This window comes from Spirosoma utsteinense, assembly GCF_014282275.1.
Lineage (GTDB): Bacteria > Bacteroidota > Bacteroidia > Cytophagales > Spirosomataceae > Spirosoma > Spirosoma utsteinense.
In genome coordinates this window covers 50,323-71,084 of the sequence record NZ_VFIA01000016.1, presented here as the reverse complement: position 1 = coordinate 71,084, position 20,762 = coordinate 50,323, and the positions used below count along the sequence as shown (strand labels likewise).

General features: G+C 54.9%; 10 protein-coding genes. 4 read left to right on the top strand and 6 right to left on the bottom strand.

The annotated features are described in order from the left end of the window. Positions 1-69: 69 nt before the first annotated feature. Together FH603_RS14370 and FH603_RS14365 are read right to left on the bottom strand one after the other, a co-directional pair. Positions 70-1,665 (bottom strand): RagB/SusD family nutrient uptake outer membrane protein, encoded by a 1,596-nt coding sequence (locus FH603_RS14370; protein WP_186738223.1) that lies wholly within the window; start codon positions 1,663-1,665, stop codon positions 70-72. 104 nt (positions 1,666-1,769) lie between these two features. Next, positions 1,770-4,880 (bottom strand): SusC/RagA family TonB-linked outer membrane protein, encoded by a 3,111-nt coding sequence (locus FH603_RS14365; protein ID WP_186738222.1) that lies wholly within the window; start codon positions 4,878-4,880, stop codon positions 1,770-1,772. A gap of 574 nt (positions 4,881-5,454) precedes the next feature. On the opposite strand from FH603_RS14365, the gene FH603_RS14360 reads away from it, so the two are divergent. Beyond that, a complete protein-coding gene (locus FH603_RS14360; protein ID WP_186738221.1) occupies positions 5,455-6,465 on the top strand; it encodes an FG-GAP repeat domain-containing protein in 1,011 nt (336 codons plus the stop codon). Positions 6,466-6,527: 62 nt separating this feature from the next. After that, positions 6,528-9,503: an FAD-binding and (Fe-S)-binding domain-containing protein gene (locus FH603_RS14355; protein ID WP_186738220.1), complete on the top strand. Its 2,976-nt coding sequence runs from the start codon at positions 6,528-6,530 to the stop codon at positions 9,501-9,503. 32 nt (positions 9,504-9,535) lie between these two features. On the opposite strand, the gene FH603_RS14350 is transcribed toward FH603_RS14355, so the two are convergent. From FH603_RS14350 to FH603_RS14340, 3 genes are all read right to left on the bottom strand, one after another. Next, positions 9,536-10,696, bottom strand: coding sequence for an efflux RND transporter periplasmic adaptor subunit (locus FH603_RS14350; RefSeq protein WP_186738219.1), 1,161 nt, complete (start codon positions 10,694-10,696; stop codon positions 9,536-9,538). A 48-nt stretch (positions 10,697-10,744) separates the two neighbouring features. Then, positions 10,745-15,151 carry a CusA/CzcA family heavy metal efflux RND transporter gene (locus FH603_RS14345; protein WP_186738218.1) on the bottom strand — a complete coding sequence of 1,469 codons (4,407 nt, stop codon included), beginning with the start codon at positions 15,149-15,151 and terminating at the stop codon, positions 10,745-10,747. A 156-nt stretch (positions 15,152-15,307) separates the two neighbouring features. Further along, positions 15,308-15,664, bottom strand: coding sequence for a hypothetical protein (locus tag FH603_RS14340; protein ID WP_186738217.1), 357 nt, complete (start codon positions 15,662-15,664; stop codon positions 15,308-15,310). 183 nt (positions 15,665-15,847) lie between these two features. On the opposite strand from FH603_RS14340, the gene FH603_RS14335 reads away from it, so the two are divergent. Then, entirely contained in the window at positions 15,848-18,421 is a 2,574-nt protein-coding gene (locus FH603_RS14335; protein WP_186738216.1) for a GEVED domain-containing protein, read from the top strand. A 3-nt stretch (positions 18,422-18,424) separates the two neighbouring features. Here the strand turns inward: FH603_RS14335 and FH603_RS14330 are convergent, their stop codons facing one another. Further along, positions 18,425-19,846, bottom strand: coding sequence for an APC family permease (locus tag FH603_RS14330; protein ID WP_208493005.1), 1,422 nt, complete (start codon positions 19,844-19,846; stop codon positions 18,425-18,427). Positions 19,847-20,059: 213 nt separating this feature from the next. On the opposite strand from FH603_RS14330, the gene FH603_RS14325 reads away from it, so the two are divergent. Further along, positions 20,060-20,674, top strand: coding sequence for a hypothetical protein (locus FH603_RS14325; RefSeq protein WP_186738215.1), 615 nt, complete (start codon positions 20,060-20,062; stop codon positions 20,672-20,674). Positions 20,675-20,762: the final 88 nt, after the last annotated feature.

Here is a 20,762-nt window from a genome sequence, read left to right as displayed (position 1 = left end):
AACCGTATAAACACGAACAGCAGCCCGTAGTGAGCTGCTGTTCGTCCGTATAAATACGTTATCGACTGATTAATAGCCTGTATTCTGAGGCTGTAAATTTGGATTACTATCGATGGCCTGTTGTGGGAACGGGAACAGGACAGCTGTATCCGGCGATTTGGATGGGCGCTGATCAACCGGGTTCAGGAACGTACCAAAGCGAATTTCATCGCTCCTGCGCCAGCCTTCCCAGTACAACTCACGACCCCGTTCGGCCAGCACAGCCGGCAGATCGACGGTTGCCAGTACCGATGCGCCACGCGTTGCCCGCAGATTGTTTACGATAGCCGCAGCCGTTTGGCCTTGCGAATCCGTACCACCGCGCAACACCGCTTCGGCCTTCATCAGCAATACGTCGGCATAACGCAGCAATATGTAATCATTGGTTGGGTTGTTAAAGGTCAGCGGGTTTGGCAGGTATTTGATAACCCGGATACCCTGCACCTCGTTAGCCAGCCCAATGTTCACCTCAGGTGTGAAGACCAGTGGGTTACCACTACGATCTTTCAGAGGGACAAGCGCGGTCGTTCCTTTGGCGGGCGCACCATATTGCTGACCCACCTGGAAACCAGCCGTCAGACCCGTTAACGGGGTCAAGTCCGATGGTTGAGCCGAACGCCGTTCATCCGTTGCTTCAAAGCTGTTGTAGAAATCAGCCAGCGTCGTGAAACCATTCCAGGCACCAATGTACTGATTGTAGTGCTCCGTCATGAAGTACCGATTCTGTACGCTACCGGGCTGCGCCGTTGACGTATTCTGAATGGTAAAGATCAGCTCGTTCGAACGCTGGTCATTGTCCCAGTGGAAGTTGTCGAAATACTTGCCTTTGGTCGTCAGGGAGAACGCGGTATTGGCGATCACCTGATTGCAAAAATAGACAGCGGAGTCCATGTCGCTTTTGGCGAATGTATACGGACCGGCCGGGCTGGCAGGCGACTGATTGTACACCGCCCGGTTTAGATACATTTTGGCCAGCATAGTGGCAGCCGCTTCCTTACTGGCTACGTTTGCCGTTGCTTTAGTGTAAGCGGGCAAGGTGGCAAACGCGGCCCGCAAATCGCCGATTACGAAATCAGACGCTGCTTTCCGACTCAGCACTTGTGGATTGGCATCAGCCGCGTCCGTTACCTGACGAACCGGCGTACGGCCAAACAAGTCAACGACATAAGACGTGAAGAAACCCCGCAGGAATTTGGCTTGGGCAACGAGCTGCGCATTCGTACCAGCGGCAAACACGGCCTGCGATGAGCGGAAAGCGCCCGTGTTCATGTCATTCCATGCATTCAGGACTTCAACGTGCTGCGAATCCCAGGTGTGTTGGTGCAGTTTACGCCACACACCGAAATCGTCCCAGTCGGTTCCCCGCGTTGGGCCCATCATTTCGTCAGACGAATGCTCCTGTAGTGCATAGGTCCGTCCCTGGCTATTGGCAATGACGTACAGCGCCTGATAGGCACCTTGCAGCGTAGCTGTAGGATCTAACTTGATCGATCCCTGCGAAGCGTTTGTCGACGAGAGTGAACCAAACACTTTATCGTCCAAATCGGTACAGCCATTTATTCCAACACTACCAACCAGCATCGTGGCGGTCAGCAACCCAATGGTCTGATATTTAGATAAATTCATGTTTTTTATAATGAAAAGTAGTCTGTTGTTTTCCAATTCGTATCTACCGGCAACCCGGTTTACCGATTCACCAGTAGATACGGAATAAGAACACGTATGGTTGCTTAGAATCCAACATTTAATCCCAGCGTCACGGTACGGGGCGTTGGGTACGGCGTATAGTCGATACCTAACGATGGAATACCATTCCCGTTACCGTTGTAAGTCACCGTGTTCACGTCCGGATTCAGGCCGGTGTAGCCTGTGAAGATGAACAGGTTCTGCCCCGTGAGCGACAGCGACAGCGACTTGGCAAAACCACCCTGCGGCAGGTCGAACCGGCGCGACAGTGTCAGGTTGGTGATCCGAACGTAGTCACTCTTCTCCAGGAAGCGAGTCGATACCGAAGCGGGGTTCAGGCCGTTCTCGTTGCTGTTCGCCACTTCGTAGGTTACGTTGCGGGCGTTTTTGAGGGCACCTTTCGCAAACAGCGCGTTGGCCGTATTGTTGTAGATTTTACCACCAAACTGACCGTTGACGAAAAGACTGGCTGTCCACTGACCAAACGTGAAGTTGTTAGTCAGACCAAGACGTAGCTTAGCAAATGGGCTGCCCTGATACGTAGGGCGGCCATCGTCGGCGTAAGTCGAGAACCCGTTTGCATCGAAGCCCGTGAACTTGGGAATGAAGAAAGCGAACGGTGGGTAGCCATCGGTGATCCGCTCGGCATAAGCACCTGACAAACCTTGACCGCTAATGGCACCAACGGCCTGGTTCGTACCAATGTTCTGCGCTTTGATGTTGAGCGTAGTCAGGTTAAACACCGACTCCCAGCCAAACGAAGCTTTCTGGAACACCTGATAGATCAGGTTCAACTCGATACCCCGGCTCACGATCTGACCGGGCAGGTTGATCCATCTGTAGTTCACCGGCGCAGGCTGCGCGTAGAAGACTTGCAATAGAGTATTCGTTCCCGCGCGGTTGTAGTAGTCGATCGAACCCGACAGACGTCCTTTCGCCACGCTGAAGTCAATCCCAGCACCCGTCGTGGTGTTCTGTTCCCACTTCAGATCCGGGTTTGGGTTGTTCTGCCGAATCTGTGCACCTGTATTGTTATAGGTGTATATGATTTTCGACGCACCACCCGTGAAATCCTGGTTTCCTACGATACCGTAGTTTGCACGCAATTTCAGGTCATCGAAAATACCCTTCGGCATAAAGTCTTCTTGCGAGATGCGCCAGGCAGCGGCTACCGATGGGAACGTACCATACTTGTTGTTGACCCCGAAGCGCGACGAACCATCGACCCGCACGGTGGCGGTGAGGAGGTACTTCTCTTTGAAGTTGTAGTTGGCACGGCCAAAGAACGACTGCAGGTCATTCTGATTGCGCGACGAACCACCACCAATAGCGGTTCCCGTCAGGGTATTTGCGGCACCGATGTTGTCGGGATACGAAATGGAGGATTCGTTGAAGGGGAACCGGCTGGCCGCTACGTAGTTCGTTCTTGTACCAAAGGTCTGGTAAGCAAAGCCAACTACCGCATCCAGTACACCCGACCCGAGCGTTCTGTTGTAGTTAGCGGTGTATTCAACCAGTTTAGACAAGCGGTTCAGGCTATTGATATAAGCAGCCCCACCCAATCCTGTTGTGGCATCTGCATATACCTGGTTCGTTACCGAGCCCAGCGGTACCGAGAACTGACCGTTCAACCGCGAATCGATCGAGGTGGTACGGGTCGAGGTAGAGTTATCGACACCGAAGTTGGCCTTCAGCGACAACCCTTCCAGGATGTTCCAGGTAGCACTGAGGTTAGCCAGCGTACGGTTGGTTACCCCACGGTCGTGGTAGTAGTCAAGCATAGCCCGTGGGTTCCGGTACGATCCACCCGCCAACTGGTAGTAGGATGCCGTATCGCTGCTGTTGGTGAATACCGGATACGTCGGGTTGGCACCAATCATAGCACCAAACAGGTTTCCCAGCGCACCAGCCTGGTTGCCGGTCAGTGCATACTGATCGCTCACCGACGAGGTTGTGGCGTTCACAGCCAGGTTCACTTTTTTGTTGAACAAGTCCTGCGAGGCATTAATACGACCCGTGACCCGCTGCTGACCCGTGTTTTTAACAAGGCCCTGTTGGTCCTGATAACCTAAAGAGAACAGGTAACGCGTGTCGTTGGAACCACCACCAAAGCTGGCGTTGTAGATCTGCGAAACACTGGTGCGCAGAATCTGATCCTGCCAGTTTACGTCAGCACCCGCATTCACGGTGCTCAGCGTCGCATCGCCACCCGCCTTGGTTACACCGGCCAGGAAATCGGAAGCCGACAGCAGATCGTAGCGCTTCAGCGAGGAAGAAACGGCTGCCGATGCGGAGAAGTTGAACTGCGGTGCACCGGCCCGGCCTTTGCGCGTCGTGATCAGGACAACACCGTTCGCACCCCGTGCACCATAAATAGCAGCCGCCGAAGCGTCTTTCAATACCGAAATATTTTCAATATCGCTCGGGTTCAGGAATGACAGCGGGTTACGAGCTGTGGTGGTACCCGTACCAAAATCCGGTGTACCACTGCTGAAGTCGCCACCGTCGAGGGGCACACCGTCAATAACGTACAAAGGCGTGTTACCACCGCGCAGCGAAACAGCACCCCGAATCTGGATGTTGTTGGCCGCGCCCGGCTCACCACTGGCTGGCGTGATCTGAACACCCGCCACCCGGCCTTGTAACAGTTGTTCAGGCGATGAGATCACGCCTTTGTTAAAATCTTTCGTTCCCAGCGTTGCTACCGATCCGGTAACGTCTTTGGCTTTCTGCGTACCGTAGCCAACTACTACCACCTCCTGTAGCGCTTTCGTATCGTCGGCTAGTTGAACATCAACTGTCGACCGATTTCCTACCACAACTTCCTGCGAGGTGTAACCAATGAAACTGAACACAAGCGTTGCATTGTCACCTACAGTCAAGGTATACACCCCATCTGCATTGGTATTGGCCCCCCGCGTAGTTCCCTTCACCTGAATACTTACCCCTGGCAAAACGGAACCCGTTGCGTCCGTTACTTTACCGGTTACAGTGCGCTCCTGCGCCCAGGCTGTCTGGCTACTTAACAGCACTACCATTACCAGCATTGTCAGAAAGCTGAAGAAGGCCCTCTGCACGAATGACTGGGGCTGGGATTGCCCAACCAGACCTACGCAACCACTAAAGCGGCTTGATTTGTAGGATTTGTCCATCATAAGTTTAAACTAAAAAGTTAAAGATAATTGGTTGACTTTTTGGCAGTATAAATTCCGTTAATAGTATGTCTATCAATAAGATAGCATATCTGGCGCTAATTTAGTCTGCAATAATAGTAGACTTTTATTGCAAATTGACCGGAATTAATAGAACATAATCAGTAGCCAAGTAGCAAAAGTAGTCATGTTAACTCGAGAAATACAAACTAGTAAATATCAAAATCAGATTATAGTTAGTGAATATAGTACCATAATTTTTTCTTTCGACTACGCTTCCCACTTAGCCCATAGGTAAAATTTGAAAAATAAGGTGCTGGTTATCAGCATTTTATTTTTCAAAAAATTTATATAATTGCCTATATAACTCCTGGTTTAGCTACAAGATAAATCTGGATTAAAAATGAATTAGCCTAGCCATAGCCAGTCGAGCAACAGTAATTAATAAGATCCATCAACGCCCCTCCTTAAACCCGTACTTTTTTACTTTCAATAAATATTAGATCATGCAAACTTTACGCTGAAGGGTTAGTGATAACAATCTCAACTGAGTACATGCACCTATTATACTCGGGCAATGGACATAACCGGCGATGGCAAGCCTGATCTGTTCATCGGTGGCCGGACCACTCCGTTCGAGTACGGCAACTCGCCCCGCTCCTATCTGCTCATGAACGACGGCACCGGGCGATTTACGGATATGACAGCCCGCCGGGCACCCGAGCTTCCCAACATTGGTATGGTTAAAAGTGCCGAATGGGTCGATTTTGACCACGACCACGATCCCGATTTGTTGGTAGCGATGGAATGGGACGGTATTTGTCTGCTCGAAAATCAGAACGGGCAGTTTACCAAACGCATACTGACCGATCAGAAAGGCTGGTGGAACATGGTGCTGCCGCAGGATTTCGACAAGGACGGCGACGTGGATATTCTGGTTGGCAACCTGGGCCGCAACAGCCGCTTGCAGGCCACGCCCGAGGAACCCGTTCGGCTGTACGTTGGCGACTTCGACAAGAATGAAAAAATAGATCAGGTGCTGAGCTACTACCTCGGTCACGAAGAAGTCCTGTTTGCCAACAAGGCCGAGACGGAAAAACAATTTCCGTTCATCAAGAAGAAATTTATCTACGCCCGCGATTTTGTCAGCGCCAGCATTAAGGACCTGATCGGGGCCGACAATCTGGCGAACGCCCGAACCCTGGAAGCAAACACCTTCGACAACCTTGTGCTGGTCAACGACGGCACAGGACACTTTTCGGCACGACCGCTTCCGTTCATGGCGCAGCTGGCTCCCTACTATGCTGCCACCGTAATTGATGCCAATGGCGATGCTCTCCCGGACGTACTGCTAGGCGGCAATTTCTACGGCTGTAATATCCAGATGGGACGCTACGATGCCGACCATGGTATGGTACTGGTTAACAAAGGGAACTGCCGGTTTGAGCCCGTTCCGCTAGACGGCTTACCCATAAGCGGGCAAGTGAAACGGATGACAAAAGTGCACGTAAACGGCAAAACCGATGTTATCCTTGTGCGTAACAATGAGCCCCTGCTGGTACTTCAACAGCTGACCAAAGCGCCTTAGACGGGCTTGTTCCGGCGATTTTCGTTACCTTTACCATCCGATTTTTGCCAATCAGCCAGGAGATGCCCACAACGACTGCTCACCCGTTCGACGACCTGAAAACCCGCTTGCAGGGTGATTTTTTGACCGACAATACGCATCGTACGCTCTACGCTACCGATGCTTCCGCCTACCGGGAGATGCCGGCCGCCGTTGCCATTCCTCAAACGATCGATGATCTGAAAACACTGATCGCCTTTGCCCGGGAGCACAAAACATCGCTGATTCCGCGAACGGGCGGCACGTCGCTGGCGGGTCAGGTGGTGGGCAGCGGCATCGTCGTCGACGTATCGAAGCATTTCACAAAAATCCTGGAGATCAATCCTGAGGAGCGATGGGTGCGGGTGCAGCCGGGCGTTATCCGCGATGAGCTGAATCAGGCGCTTAAACCATACGGACTGTATTTTGGCCCGGAGACCTCAACGGCGAACCGGGCTATGATTGGCGGCATGGTGGGCAACAATTCCTGCGGCTCCAATTCGGTCGTGTACCGGGCCACCCGCGAGCATACGATCTCGGTGAAAGCGTTACTGGCCGACGGCTCCGAAGTGGAGTTTGGCGATATGAGCGGCTGGGAGTTCACCAAAGCCGTGGGCGAAGCCAGCCGCCGGAATGGCAGCGCTACCCTGGCCGATAAGATTCTGCTCACTACGAACGAGATCCTGACCAACCAGGCTAATCAGGCAGAGATCCGGCGCAACTTTCCGAAGCGCACCATCGAACGACGCAACACGGGTTACGCGCTCGACGAAGTCCTGGAGATGGAGCCATTTACGCCCGCCGGACCACCGTTTAACCTCGCCAAATTCATTGCCGGCTCGGAGGGAACGCTCTGCTTCCTGACCGAAATCAAGCTCAATATCGTCCCACTCCCCCCAAAAGAAAGCGGGCTGGTTTGTGTGCATTGCCACTCCATCGATGAGTCGCTTCGTGCTACGCTGGTAGCGCTCAAGTATAAGCCTTACGCGGTCGAACTGATCGACGATATTATCCTGGAACGGGCCGACACGAACCCCGAACAGCGCAAAAACAGTTTCTTCGTTCAAAAGACCCCGACCGACCATTTCCCGATCATCCTCGTTGTCGATCTGTCGCGCGATACGCGGGCCGAAATTGAACAACTGGCGGCTCAGATGGAAGCCGAGATGCGGGCCGCGGGCATGGGCTACCATTTTCCCCTGCTCTTCGGCGAAGACACCAAAAAAATCTGGACGCTCCGTAAAGCCGGACTCGGGCTGTTGGGGAACCTCCCCGGCGACGCGAAAGCGGTAGCGGTGATCGAGGATACCGCCGTCGATGTACATGATCTGCCCGATTATATCCGGGAGTTCAACGAGATCCTGACGAAGCATAAGATGCATTCGGTCCACTACGCACACGCAGGGTCGGGCGAGCTGCACCTGCGCCCCATCATCAACCTGAAAACGGAAGAAGGTCACCGGCAGTACCGGATGATTGCCGAGGAAATTGCGACGCTGGTCAAAAAGTACGACGGTTCGCTATCGGGCGAGCATGGCGACGGGCGCTTGCGGGGTGAGTTCATTCCGAAAATGGTAGGCGCACACAACTACGAGTTGATGCGAACGATCAAGCATACCTGGGACCCGAACGGCATCTTCAACCCCGGCAAAGTAGTTGAGACGCCCCCCATGGATACGTTCCTGCGCTACGAAGCCGGTCAGCAAACGCCCGCCTTTCAGACGTATTTCCGGTATAAAGACCAGACCATTCTCCAGCATGCCGAGCAATGCAACGGCTCCGGCGACTGCCGCAAAACCGAAGCATCGGGCGGGACTATGTGCCCCAGCTACATGGCTACCCGAAACGAGAAAGACTCAACACGCGCGCGGGCCAATATCCTGCGCGAGATGCTGACGCACTCGCCGAAGGAAAACCGTTTCGACCACGAGGAGATCAAAGAGGTGTATGACCTGTGTCTGTCGTGCAAGGGCTGCAAAAACGAATGTCCGTCTAATGTGGACGTGTCGAAGCTAAAAGCAGAATTCTTACAGCATTACTACGACGAACACGGCATCCCGATCCGGTCGCGGCTGATTGCCAACTTCGCCCGATTGTCGGGCCTGGCCTCGCTTGTGCCCTGGGCCTGGAACGGTGTGCTGGGAACGCCCGCGCTCCGGCGTATCGCCAACCGCACCATCGGTTTTCACCCCGACCGGACAATGCCGTTGATGGGGAAAACGACGGTAACGAGCTGGTTTAAGTCGCGCCCTACGCCACAACGGCGAGACGGGTTTGAAAGCAGGGAAGTTGGTCAGATCCTGCTTTTCATGGATGAATTTACCAATTTCAATGATGTTGAAGTTGGTCAGAAAGCGATTCAGCTGTTCGAGCGGCTGGGCTATACCGTCGTCATTCCCGAGCATGGAGAAAGTGGCCGGGCGGCTTTGTCGAAGGGAATGCTCAAGTATGCCAAAACGCTGGCTGAACGGAACGTACGAGCGTTAAAGGATGTCATCACGGCCGACACACCACTGGTAGGGCTGGAACCGTCGGCTATCCTGACCTTCCGCGACGAGTATCCTGATCTGGTTGGTGAGTCGCTGATGGAAGATGCCAAACGAATTGCCGAGCATACCCTCACGTTCGAGGAATTTTTTGCCCGTGAGCTGGAAGCAGGCCGTATCAGCCCCGAACAGTTTACCGACGAAACCAGGCTCATCAAGCTGCACGGCCACTGTCAGCAGAAAGCCGTTTCATCGCTGGTCCCGAGCAAAAAGGCATTGTCTTTACCCAAAAATTATACCGTTCAGTTGATCCCATCAGGCTGTTGCGGCATGGCAGGTTCGTTCGGCTACGAAGCTGAACACTATGACGTATCAATGAAAATTGGCGAACTGGTTTTGTTTCCAACCGTCCGGCAACAACCGGAAGCGGTAATCATTGCTGCGGCTGGTACCTCCTGCCGCCACCAGATTCACGACGGAACGGGCCGCAAATCCAAACACCCCGCCGAGATTTTGTTCGACGCACTTAAGTAATAGGGCCCGGCCGGCTGTAACGAGACCGGGCCTTACTCTTCCTCCTCGTCGCCTTTTGTCAACTGGGCTTCGAGCAAATACGCGCCTTTGATGACAACCCTGGCCAGATCGACCGGTGTTTGCAGGGTAACTTCGATACGGCCCTGCTCGGCCTGGCCCAGCTTTACCGGGATACGCCGGTACGTTCGGGCTTCACCGGTTGGAATATAAATGAACCCGCTTTGGCCCTTGCGTACAACGGCCTCTTCGGGTAACGTTGTGGCCATCCGGGAGCCGGTGAGGATACGGGCGTTCAGAAACATACCCGGAATAAGTCGCGATTCCAGCCGCTCATTGTCGACGTGACCGTGTATAGTAATGGTCCGTGCGTCGCCCGAAAACGCTTTTCCAACCAGATAGACCCGCCCCCGCACGGTCTCGGTGCCCAGCTTCGGATCGTTAAGCAGAATCGTCTGGCCATTTTTGATCTTAAATGCATCGTTTTCAAAAACGCTCAATTCAAGGTGTTTATGGGTCTGATCCATCACCTCGAACAGCACATCGGCCATGGCCACTTGTTGCCCCAGGTGGATATTGGACGCCGTAACATAGCCCCCAACCGGCGAGGTGATTCGCATGACCGGCGAGAGTCTGCCCTGGTTGAGCGTCTCAACCGATGTGCCCAGCGTTTGCAGTTTGAGTGCCAGCGAGCTAACCAGCGCCCGGTTGCTTCCGTAGTCGGCTTCGGCTTGCTGGAGTCGTTTCTTAGCGCCCACTTCCTCCGCATTCAGCGTTTTCTGCCGCTGTAACTCGGCCTGCTGATAAGTCAGTTGGCTGATGGCCTGCAAATAATCCTGCTGCATCTGAATGTAGTCGAGACTCTGCAGCGTGGCCAGCGTGGCCCCCTTACCGACCCGCTGGCCGGGCAGGACATTGACGCTTTTAATAACCCCATTGATCAGCGGGCTTACAGAAGCCATGTACTGCGGGGGGACGTCGACTGTGCCCGTCGTTTTCACCTCATCGCTGACGGTCGTTTGACTGGCCGCACCCAGTTGCAGATCCATAGCCTTCAACTGCTCGGGAGAGATCAGAATCTGATCGGGTGTCGGTTTTTCGGTGGTGGTCGTCGTTTGTTCCGTGTCTTCGTCGGCAGATTTACTGGCACAGCCAGCCAGGAAGAGTATCAGGCAACTAAGGATGAATCGGTTCATAAAGGAGTGAACATGAGGATACAGACTAAAACGACAAGGCGTTTCCGCTTATAACCCAATTAACTGTTCGGTTTGAATGATAAGGTTTGAGTAATTGAGTACGGCGTTGAGGTATTCTTCCTCGATGACAAAAGCCTGCTGGATGGCCTGAAAAAACTCGACGTAGTCGATTTCGCCGGCGCGGTAGCTTCTCAGGGCTGTCGACTGGATAAGCCGGGCCTGCGGCAGAGCGCCCTGCTCGAAGTAGGCGAGCGAGGCCCGTATCGTTTCGGCATTGCGTTGCAGAATAGCCAGTTGCCCCGTCAGCTGGGTTTGGCTGTATGTCAGGTTATTGTCGGTGATCTGTTCGTTGATGCGGGCAGCCGCAATACGCGCTTTCGTAGCCTGCGTAAAGAGCGGCAGCGCCACGCCGGCCGGCACCACATTGTAGCCCGCTTCGCGCAGGATCGACTGGTTGTAGTAGCCAAGCAGCAAATCGGGTTTGAGCCGCTGCCGTTCGAGATAGGTCTGATTACGGCTAACCGTCCGGTCCTGTTCCAGCACAGACAGCGCCGGACTGCTGGCCAGCCGGGCCGAATCGGCCAGTGGTTCCAGCCCGGTCAGATCGCGCCGGAGGGCCAGCGTTGTATCGACACGGATGGGGTCGGATGTGTTGACGAGCAGTTGAAGCGCCCGCGTATTGGCTTCGATATCGGCGCGGAGCGTCAACTGCCGGAGCTGAACGCTTTGCAGCCGCGTCTCGGCCGACACCTGCTCCAGCCGGTTCGTTTCGCCGGTTTTATACCGCACGGTAGCCGCCCGAGCCGCATTCTGATACAAACTATCCTGACGCCTGAGTAACACCGATACCTGCGCGTCATAGAGAAGCCGGTAGTAGACCTGTTTGATTTCGGTATGCAGCTGTACCCGCCGGAACACCAGCCGACGCTCGGCCGATGTGGCTGCACTTTGGTATAACTGCTTCTGTGCCCGGTAAAAGGAGGGCATGGCAAACAGTTGGGTGGCCCCCAGTACATAGTCCGTTGGCCGGGCCTGTATCTGACCAATCTGTACTTCTACGTTTGTTTTGGCTGGATCGAAGGCTGAACCAACCAGCGCCCGCTGGCTTTCAATTTCCAGCGTACTGCCGCGCAGCAACAGGCTCTGCCGGTTGGCCAGATCAAGCGCCTGAGAGAGCGACAGTACGGGTGCTGGTATTTCCTCGCCGGTCCTGCCCACAACGGCGGGCTGCAGTCGGGGAGTAGGAACCGGAGCTTGCCCTATAGCCACCGTACCCGCCCCCACCATCAACCCTACCAGTAGCGCTGTTGGGACTACCCGTGACGGGCGGTCAGTATTCCGCTTGTTCCGGCCCGCTACCAGACTATACAGAACGGGCAATACCAGCAAGGTCAGCAACGTAGCCGTAAACAGGCCGCCAATGACGACCGTAGCCAGTGGTTTCTGCACTTCTGCGCCGGCTGATGTCGACAGAGCCATAGGCAGAAATCCCAGCGACGCGACGGCTGCGGTCATGATCACGGGCCTGAACCGCACCCGAATACCATGCATGATCCGTTCGGTGAGGTTTTGCTCACCCGCTTTTTCGAGTTCGTTCAGGTAGCCGATCAGCACGATCCCGTTCAGCACAGCCACACCGAACAGCGCAATGAAGCCAACCCCCGCCGAAATACTGAACGGCATATCGCGCAGCCACAGCGCCAGTACCCCCCCAATGGCGGCCAGCGGGATGGAGCTAAAAATGAGCAGGGCATACCTGAGCGAGCCGAACGTAGCGAACAGCAACAGGAAGATCAGGAAGAGCGCAACGGGAACGGCAACACTCAACCGGTCTTTGGCCCGTTGCAGGTTCTCGAACGCTCCGCCATACGTGAAATAGTAACCGGGGGGCAACTTGACCTTAGCGCCCAGCCGCTGCTGAATATCGCCAACTACGCTCTCTACATCACGCCCCCGGATGTTGACGCCGATGGTGATACGCCGTTTAGTCCCATCGTGCGAAATCTGTGCCGGTGCCTGAACGTACTGAATCGTAGCAACTTCGGTAATTGGAATGCTATGACCATCCGGCAGTGACACATACAAACCACTCAGATCACCCATTGTCTGCCGGTGAGCGCTGTCCAGCCGCACCACCATATCGTAGCGTCGTTCGCCTTCGTAAACAGGACCGGTAATTTCGCCCGCAAAACCGGCTTTGATGAGCCGGTTTACGTCGGAAACGGCTACGCCATACTGCGCCAGTTTAGCCCGGTCGTACTGCACATTGATCTGCGGCAGGCCCACCGTTTGCTCGACGCGCACACTTGAAATGCCCGGTATTTTTTCGATTTGCCGACCGCAGGCAGTAGCCTGATCGAAGAGTACCTGCAAGTCGTCGCCAAAGATTTTAACGACAATATCGGACTTCACACCCGTCATCATTTCATTGAACCGCATCTGAATAGGCTGCGTAAACTCCGACGAAGAACCGGGAACCTCCTGCTCCAGTACGTCGGCCATCTTGGCGGCCATATCGTCCCGATCCGTGGCGTTGGTCCACTCCGACCGGTCCTTCATGTTCATCATCAAATCACATTGCTCAACGTTCATCGGGTCGGTTGGCACCTCCGATGCACCCACGCGGGCCACAACCTGCCTGATCTCGTGAAAGTGCGTTTGCAAGGCCCGTTCGGCTTTCAGCGTAGCGTCGATGGTGGCCGACAGGGACGTACCTGAGGGCATCCGGAAGTCGATAGCCATGTCGCCTTCGTCCAGCTGCGGGATGAACTCCCCACCAAGCCGACTGAACAACAGCACGACGCCCGCCAGCATGCCAAGCGCAACCAGCACCACCGTTTTGCGCCAGCGTAGCGCCCAGACCACCATGGGTTCGTAGCCCCGGTAGAGCCAGTCCATGATGCGATCCGAAACGGTGCGTTTTGCCACCACCGTCCTGGGGAGCAGCAGCGCGGCCATCATCGGTACATAGGTGAGCGACAGGATGAGTGCGGCCAGAATAGCGAACGATACTGTCTCGGCCATAGGGCGGAACATTTTACCTTCAATGCCCGTCAGGGAAAGAATGGGCAGGTATACGATCAATATGATGATCTCCCCGAAAGCCGCTGATCGCCGGATAGCCGATGCCGATTCGAACACCGCTTCGTCCATTTCGTCGGCGTTGAGGGTTCGGCCAATGAGTTTTTTGTCCTGGCCGAAGTGGTGGAGTACGGCTTCGACGATGATGATGGAACCGTCGACGATCAGGCCGAAGTCGATGGCTCCCAGACTCATCAGGTTGGCCGACAGCCCCAGCGTTTTCATCATGCCGAGCGTGAATAACATGGCCAACGGAATCACCGAGGCCACGATGAGGCCCGCCCGCCAGTTGCCCATCAGCAACAGCAACACGAACACGACAATCAGCCCGCCTTCGAGCAGGTTGCGCTCAACGGTACTGATCGTCTTGCCAATCAGTTTGGTCCGGTCAATGAACGGCACAACCCGAAGGCCCTCGGGCAGCGACGCCTGAATTCGTTTGATACGCTCCTTTACGTTGTTAATGGTCGTTTCGGAATCGGCTCCCTTGAGCATCAGTACCACCGCGCCAACGGCTTCGCCCTGCCCATTCCGGGTCAGTGCGCCGAACCGTACCGCGTGGCCAAACCGTACCGCTGCAACGTTGCCAATCCGTACCGGAAGCCCGTTACGGGTGCGGATAATGGTGTTCTCAATATCCTTGAGGCTCCCCACAACCCCTTCGCCCCGGATAAAATAAGCCTGGCTGTTGCGTTCGATGTAGCTACCGCCCGTATTGGCGTTGTTGCGGGCCATGGCGTCGGCAAGTTCGGTGAGCGTTACCCCCGAGGCTCGTAGCCGCTCGGGGTCAACCGCCACTTCATACTGTTTCAGGTAGCCACCAAAGCTGCTGATTTCGATAACGCCCGGCACACCCGCCAACTGCCGCTTCACGATCCAGTCCTGAACCGTACGCAATTCGGTGAGGGAATATTTGTGTTCGTAACCCGGCTGCGGCACAATCGTATACTGATAGATTTCGCCCAGGCCGGTCGTGATGGGAGCCAGAAAAGGTCGGCCATAATCAGCCGGAATGGTCTGCACCGCCGTTTGTAGCTGCTCCGACACCAACTGCCGGGCTTTCAGCATATCGGTATCTTCGGTGAAGACAACCGTTAAAACCGATATGCCCAGTTTGGAGACCGATCGAATTTCCTCGACATTCTGGAGGTTGGCCATCGCCAGTTCAAGGGGCGTCGTGATGAACCGTTCGGCTTCCTGAGCGGCCAGCGCGGGCGTCTGGGTAATAACAACTACCTGGTTGTTGGTAATATCGGGAACAGCATCGACGGGTAGGTAGTAGGCGGAGTAGCCGCCCCAGCCAATCAGGGCCAGCACGAACGCGCCAACGACTAACTTATTCCGAATACTAAATCGGATAATCGCATCAAACATGAATAGACAGGGAGAAGCGAACCACCACGGCAGTTCGTTGAATACGGGGAAAAGCAGATTTTATATGGGCGACTATATCCAGCTGGATACCAGGCCAAACAACACTAGCTGGTATGAACTACTGGATAGCAACCATACAGAAGAAAGATGGCAGCCCTACCGGCGGGGAGGCTGAAGCAGCGACGTAAAATGCTGGTAGGCGTTCATGAACCGCAACCGAAAAACAGCCAGGGAATGCAGCTCGACCACAAGCGGTATGTACGTCAGGTGGAGCGTCAGATTGAAATCGTACGTAGGAGAACCCCCATCCAGCGACGGCAGTCGGGTATGGCTATGGCTGGGTGCTTTATGGTGATCGGAATCGAGCACGTAATGTTCGATCAGAAAGGCCATGAAGCTAAGATCGCAGTTCTCTTCGCGCTGGTGCTGCTGGTAGTGCGTCAGCAATTCGGGCAGGCGGGCCGCCTGCTCCATGCTCATCCGGGGAATCAAGCTCCCAAAAAAAAGCATCATTGCCATCAAAACTGCCAGTGCCTGTTTCACATGTGTCGACGTTTCTACGGGCTAAATTACTGAATTATACGGCTGAGTCAGTATCTCATCCAGCATTTCTGCTAATTGTAGCCATTGCGTTCATTCGTGGTTGTTGCATAGGCTATTTTTACCAGCTTTATTGCGTTTTTCCAACTGGTTTGCATGAATAAATCTTTTCCTGGCCTTTTGCTTTCCTGTCTGACCCTGCTGTTACTGACGCCCGGACTGACGCTGGCACAGCAAACGCCCCGAAGCGACTTTCCCCTGTGTGCTACCCCCGGCCTCACCGATGCGCAACGCAGAAACCTTAGTAGCCAGGCCGCGCTGGCGCTGAGTATGAAGCTGGCAACGAACGGAGCCCCAACGACAATTACGTATGTCCCTATCCGGCCGCATATCTTTCGAAGAAGCGACGGTACGGGCGGCATGACACTGGCGAAGCTGAACAATGTTATGGCCATTACCAACAGCTACTATCTCTCGCGGGGGGCGGGTATCCAGTTCTATTTCTGCGGAACCACCCCCGATTATATCGATAACGATAATTTGTACAACGGTTTCGTGGCATTCAGCGAGTCAGGCATTAGTGGACGCGATGCCGCTAATGCCATGAATCAGTACTACGTCAATCAGTTTAGTCAAAGCGGGCTGGGTGGGTATGCGGAGTTCCCCAAAGATAACAAACTTGAATCGACCCGGTCATTCATCCTGAACGAAGACGATGAAGCCGATCTGGCCAACCGACTGCTCCCCCACGAGCTAGGCCATAATTTCGGCCTGTTCCACACGTTCGGCAACACGAACTCGGGCACGACGGAACTGGTGACCCGGGGCGCTGGAGCCAACTGCCTCACCAACGGCGACGAGGTCTGCGATACCCCTGCCGATCCACATGGTGTATCCGGCGCATCCCTAACAGACGTAAACGGCTGTCTGGCCTATAAGGGTACGGCCAGAGATGCGCAGGGCGCACTGTTTGCACCTTCCATCACCAACATCATGTCGTATTATTTTCCCTGCACGCATGATTTTACGTCGGGCCAGTATGATCGCATGCAGGCCGGGCTGGCTCTTCGCGAAAGCCATACCGCCTACTCGCTCAACTGCCCGGCTACGGCGGTGGCTACTCCCGATAATCTATCCGCATCGATCGTCAACGCCAGCGTGGTCCTGAGCTGGCAGGATAATGCATCCAACGAGATGGGCTATTTTATCGAACGATCTACCTCGGCAACATCCGGATTTGTTCCGATCGGTGGAGTCGGGCCAAACACGACGACCTTTACCGATCGACGAACGGCAGCGTTTACCCGGTATACTTACCGGATACGTCCATCCAATGCCACAACGGTCGGCGTAAGCCCAGCCATCAGCCTGACAACCGGCATCTGTCACCCGTTTTACGATAATGGGTGCGGATCGGGTGATGGGCTAACGAGCTTTGTGGTTAACGATACACCGCTTAGTACCAACTCGGGTTGCTCGGCAAACGGCTATTCATCGTATACGGCCACGTCGACAACGCTGACGGCGGGTAAGACCTATCCTTTTTCGGGTACCCTTATTTCATCGATCCGCTCGCAGGGCGTAACCGTCTGGGCTGACCTGAACCGGAATGGCCTTTACGAAACTGGCGAAAATGAGTTGATCTATCAAACCCCAACTCCGCAGGCAGAACCGTTTTCAGGTACGCTAACACTGCCCGCCACCCTAACCAGCGGAACGTTATCGCTACGGGTCGTGGTCCGAAACGACGCTGTTCCGTTCGATCCATGTGGGTCATATGCCTATGGCGAAGCGGAAGATTATGTGCTTTCGGTCGTTAACACAACCCCAGCCCTCACCCAGGCCGACCTCCGCCTGTCGATGCACGTAACGAACCGGTCGGTGATGCTCGACCAGCCTGTCGGGTATTCGTTGACGATCACCAATGATGGACCCTCTACGGCAACCGGGGTTAGCTGGCAAAATCGGTTACCGGCGGGGCTGGAATTTGCCGGTGGCGATGCGGGTGTAGTTAGCTCGGGCACGGCCGTAACGGGTAACAGCCTGTCGCTGTCCAGCGGAACATCGGTCACGATCGGGTATCAGCTAAAACCGACCCAGCCCGGCATCTACCTCAACACCGCCCAAATCCTGGCCAGCAACCAGCCCGACCCAGACTCGCAGCCGGGCTCCGGCACCGGCGACGGGCAGGACGATGCGGCCGGGGCCGACATTCGTACCATACCAACGACCGAGGCAATTTTCGCATCGCCAAACCCCAATCAGGTTGAGTTGCCTGCGGTATCGTCCGGCCAGCCCACAGCCGACCCTAACAAGGCAGACCTGTCGCTATCCATGTCGGTCAGCAACCGAACACCCGCCCCGGGGCAACCGGTGACGTTTACGATCATCGTGAAAAATACGGGTGGACTGGCGGCTACCAATGTGGTAGTGCGCGATACGTTGCGGGGCTTCACCGTCCCAGTCTTAACCGCTGGTGTCCGGATAGCCGCAACAGGAGACAGCTACTCGATCGTTGAGGGTACAATAGCATCAATACCTGTGAATGGAACCGCAGCAATTGCCTTCATAGCTACACCGACCGATAGTGGCTACGTCCGGAATGCAGCGCAAATCTGGTCGGCGGGCCAGCCCGACCCTGACTCAATACCCGGATCAGCGACCCCTGCCGCCAACAATTTCAATGGGGAGGATGATACCGCCGGGCTTGATCTGCGCGTCGGTCCGTAACGGCTATGCGCCCTTGGTTGGGTCGAACGGCCAGCGTTTCTTGAGTCCCGCCGAGACGAGAAACGCGACAATACCGAGGCCGATCACCGTCAGGCCGGATAGCATAAACGTCAGGCCCGTGGAAAAGAAAACGAACAGCCAGATACAGATCGCCAGTAAAACCGGCAGGGGGAAGAGCGGCATCCGAAACGGGAAATCGCTGACGGCCCGTCGGCGGTGCAGCAGCAGCAGGCCAATAGCCTGGCCCACAAACTGAATGACAATACGCATGGCCAGAATGGCCGTGATAACATCGCCAAGCCGAAAGAGCAGGCTAAAGATAAATCCCAGTCCACCCAAAAACAGCAGCGAAACATAGGGGAACTGCCGGGTGGGGTGTAGCCGGGCAAAAATCTTGAAGAACTGGCCATCTACCGCTGCGGCATACGGTACCCGCGAGTAACCCAGCAATACCGCAAACAGGGAGGAGAACGCAACCAGCAGCACCAGTATGGTAGCCAGCTTGCCCGCGCCGGGGCCGTAAAGCGTTTCAACAAACGTGCTAACGATGAACTCACTATTTTGCGCTTCCTGCCAGGGTACCACGCTCACCACACTGAGGTTCATCAGCAGATACAGGGCCGCTATTCCGACAATGGAAATAAACATGCTGGCCGGAATGTTGCGCGTTGGCCGCTGAATTTCGCCACCCAGGTGGCAAACGTTGTAGTAGCCCAGGTAACAGTAAATCGTTTTTACTGATGCCTGACCCAATCCGGCCGCCAGCAACCCGCCACTCACCGACCCCACAGCGGGTATCATACCCGAAATCGTTTCCGACAGCGGAATGCGGGCATTGGTAAGCCCTCCAATGATAATCCAGCCAAGGGTAAGCAGCACAGCGCCCCACATGACCAGCCCGATCTTACCGATCGAATCGATTTTCCGGTAGAGCAATACGATGATCAGCAATACGACGCCCCCCGAAACAGCCCGGCGCTGCCAGTCGTCGAGCGGCATCAGGTACGAAGCATACTGAGCAAATCCAATAGCGCCGGAGGCCATGACCAGTGGTGCCTGAATGAGGGTTTGCCAAACGTAGAGAAATGACAGCAAACGCCCCCAGCGTCGTTCGCCGTAGGAAATTTTAAGAAAATTGTAGCTACCACCCGCTTGTGGAAAAGCCGCTCCTAACTCGGCCCACACGAATGCATCGATCAGCGAGATAAAGGCTCCCAGCACCCAGGCCCACATAAACTGCGGGCCACCCAGGGTTTTTATGACCAGCGGCAGCACCACGAACGGCCCGATACCGACCATGTCGATCATGTTCAACGCCGTTCCCTGTACGAGATTCAGCCGCCGGGGAAGCGCATCCTGGCCTGCTGTTGTCGACGTGGCAGGCACTGTATCATCGGGCAGTTCGGGAGAGGTAGAATCGATCAATAGCGTAACAGAAATAAAGACATACCAGCATCGATAGCACTATTCCGCCAACGGCCGCAGGCAGCGTAAAAGTTCGTTTTAGATGAATTAGCCGTCTTCAACTACTCGGTTTCCAAACCAGGTGAGTCAACGGCCTAGTAAAGAACAATTCCGATAGACAAAGGTTGATAAATGAACGATCAGTTAATAGACAGTACTTACAACAAAACCGTTATGAAAAAGATAATCCTTTTTGCTGCCGCTCTTCTAACAGGCTTGCTAACCGAATCGATGGCGCAAACGCCATCACAACAGACGTCGGGTGGCGCTACGGCGCAGTCGGGAACATCGGCCAACGCCAACACTAGTTCGACAGAAGGCATGAAGCGTAAAGGAAGCGGCAAAATGGCTTCCGGCGTAACCCGTAATGGCAACAGTAACCTTTCACCTACGTCGCCAACCAATACCCAGGGCAGTACTTCACAGGGATCGGCCAGCCGACCCTCGGCGGGTGGCGCACCCGGTACGGGCGTAAAAGCCGCCCGGTCGTCGAATGGTCCAAAAAGCACCAAGAACGGTACGGCGTCTGACGGTGGCCTGACCAGCGGTGGAACCCCGACTTACGGCGCTAAAGTCGATACCAAATCGACATCCGGCGCAACGGGCGGCTCCAAGCGGCCTACGTCGACTGCTGCGGTACAGAAAGAAGCGAAGACCAGCGATGCCAACGTATCGACCAATGGACCACAGCCAACCGGTGCCGGTAAAGCCGGTACGCCATCGGGCAATGCAGCCGGTAAGAAAGCGGGTGGAAACAGCTATCCGCAAACGGGGACGAAAAACCAGTAAGCCAACAAACAGGCCGTTACAATCAGCACAAAAAAAGAGCGCCTTTCCCGTTATTCAGGAAAGGCGCTCTTTTTTGCGGAGGCACTGG

Excerpts from the sequence above, each read along its gene's own strand:
- FH603_RS14370 (WP_186738223.1), bottom strand. The coding sequence starts at position 1,665 with ATGAATTTATCTAAATATCAGACCATTGGGTTGCTGACCGCCACGATG.
- FH603_RS14365 (WP_186738222.1), bottom strand. The coding sequence starts at position 4,880 with ATGATGGACAAATCCTACAAATCAAGCCGCTTTAGTGGTTGCGTAGGT.
- FH603_RS14360 (WP_186738221.1), top strand. The coding sequence starts at position 5,455 with ATGGACATAACCGGCGATGGCAAGCCTGATCTGTTCATCGGTGGCCGG.
- FH603_RS14355 (WP_186738220.1), top strand. The coding sequence starts at position 6,528 with ATGCCCACAACGACTGCTCACCCGTTCGACGACCTGAAAACCCGCTTG.
- FH603_RS14350 (WP_186738219.1), bottom strand. The coding sequence starts at position 10,696 with ATGAACCGATTCATCCTTAGTTGCCTGATACTCTTCCTGGCTGGCTGT.
- FH603_RS14345 (WP_186738218.1), bottom strand. The coding sequence starts at position 15,151 with ATGTTTGATGCGATTATCCGATTTAGTATTCGGAATAAGTTAGTCGTT.
- FH603_RS14340 (WP_186738217.1), bottom strand. The coding sequence starts at position 15,664 with ATGATGCTTTTTTTTGGGAGCTTGATTCCCCGGATGAGCATGGAGCAG.
- FH603_RS14335 (WP_186738216.1), top strand. The coding sequence starts at position 15,848 with ATGAATAAATCTTTTCCTGGCCTTTTGCTTTCCTGTCTGACCCTGCTG.
- FH603_RS14325 (WP_186738215.1), top strand. The coding sequence starts at position 20,060 with ATGAAAAAGATAATCCTTTTTGCTGCCGCTCTTCTAACAGGCTTGCTA.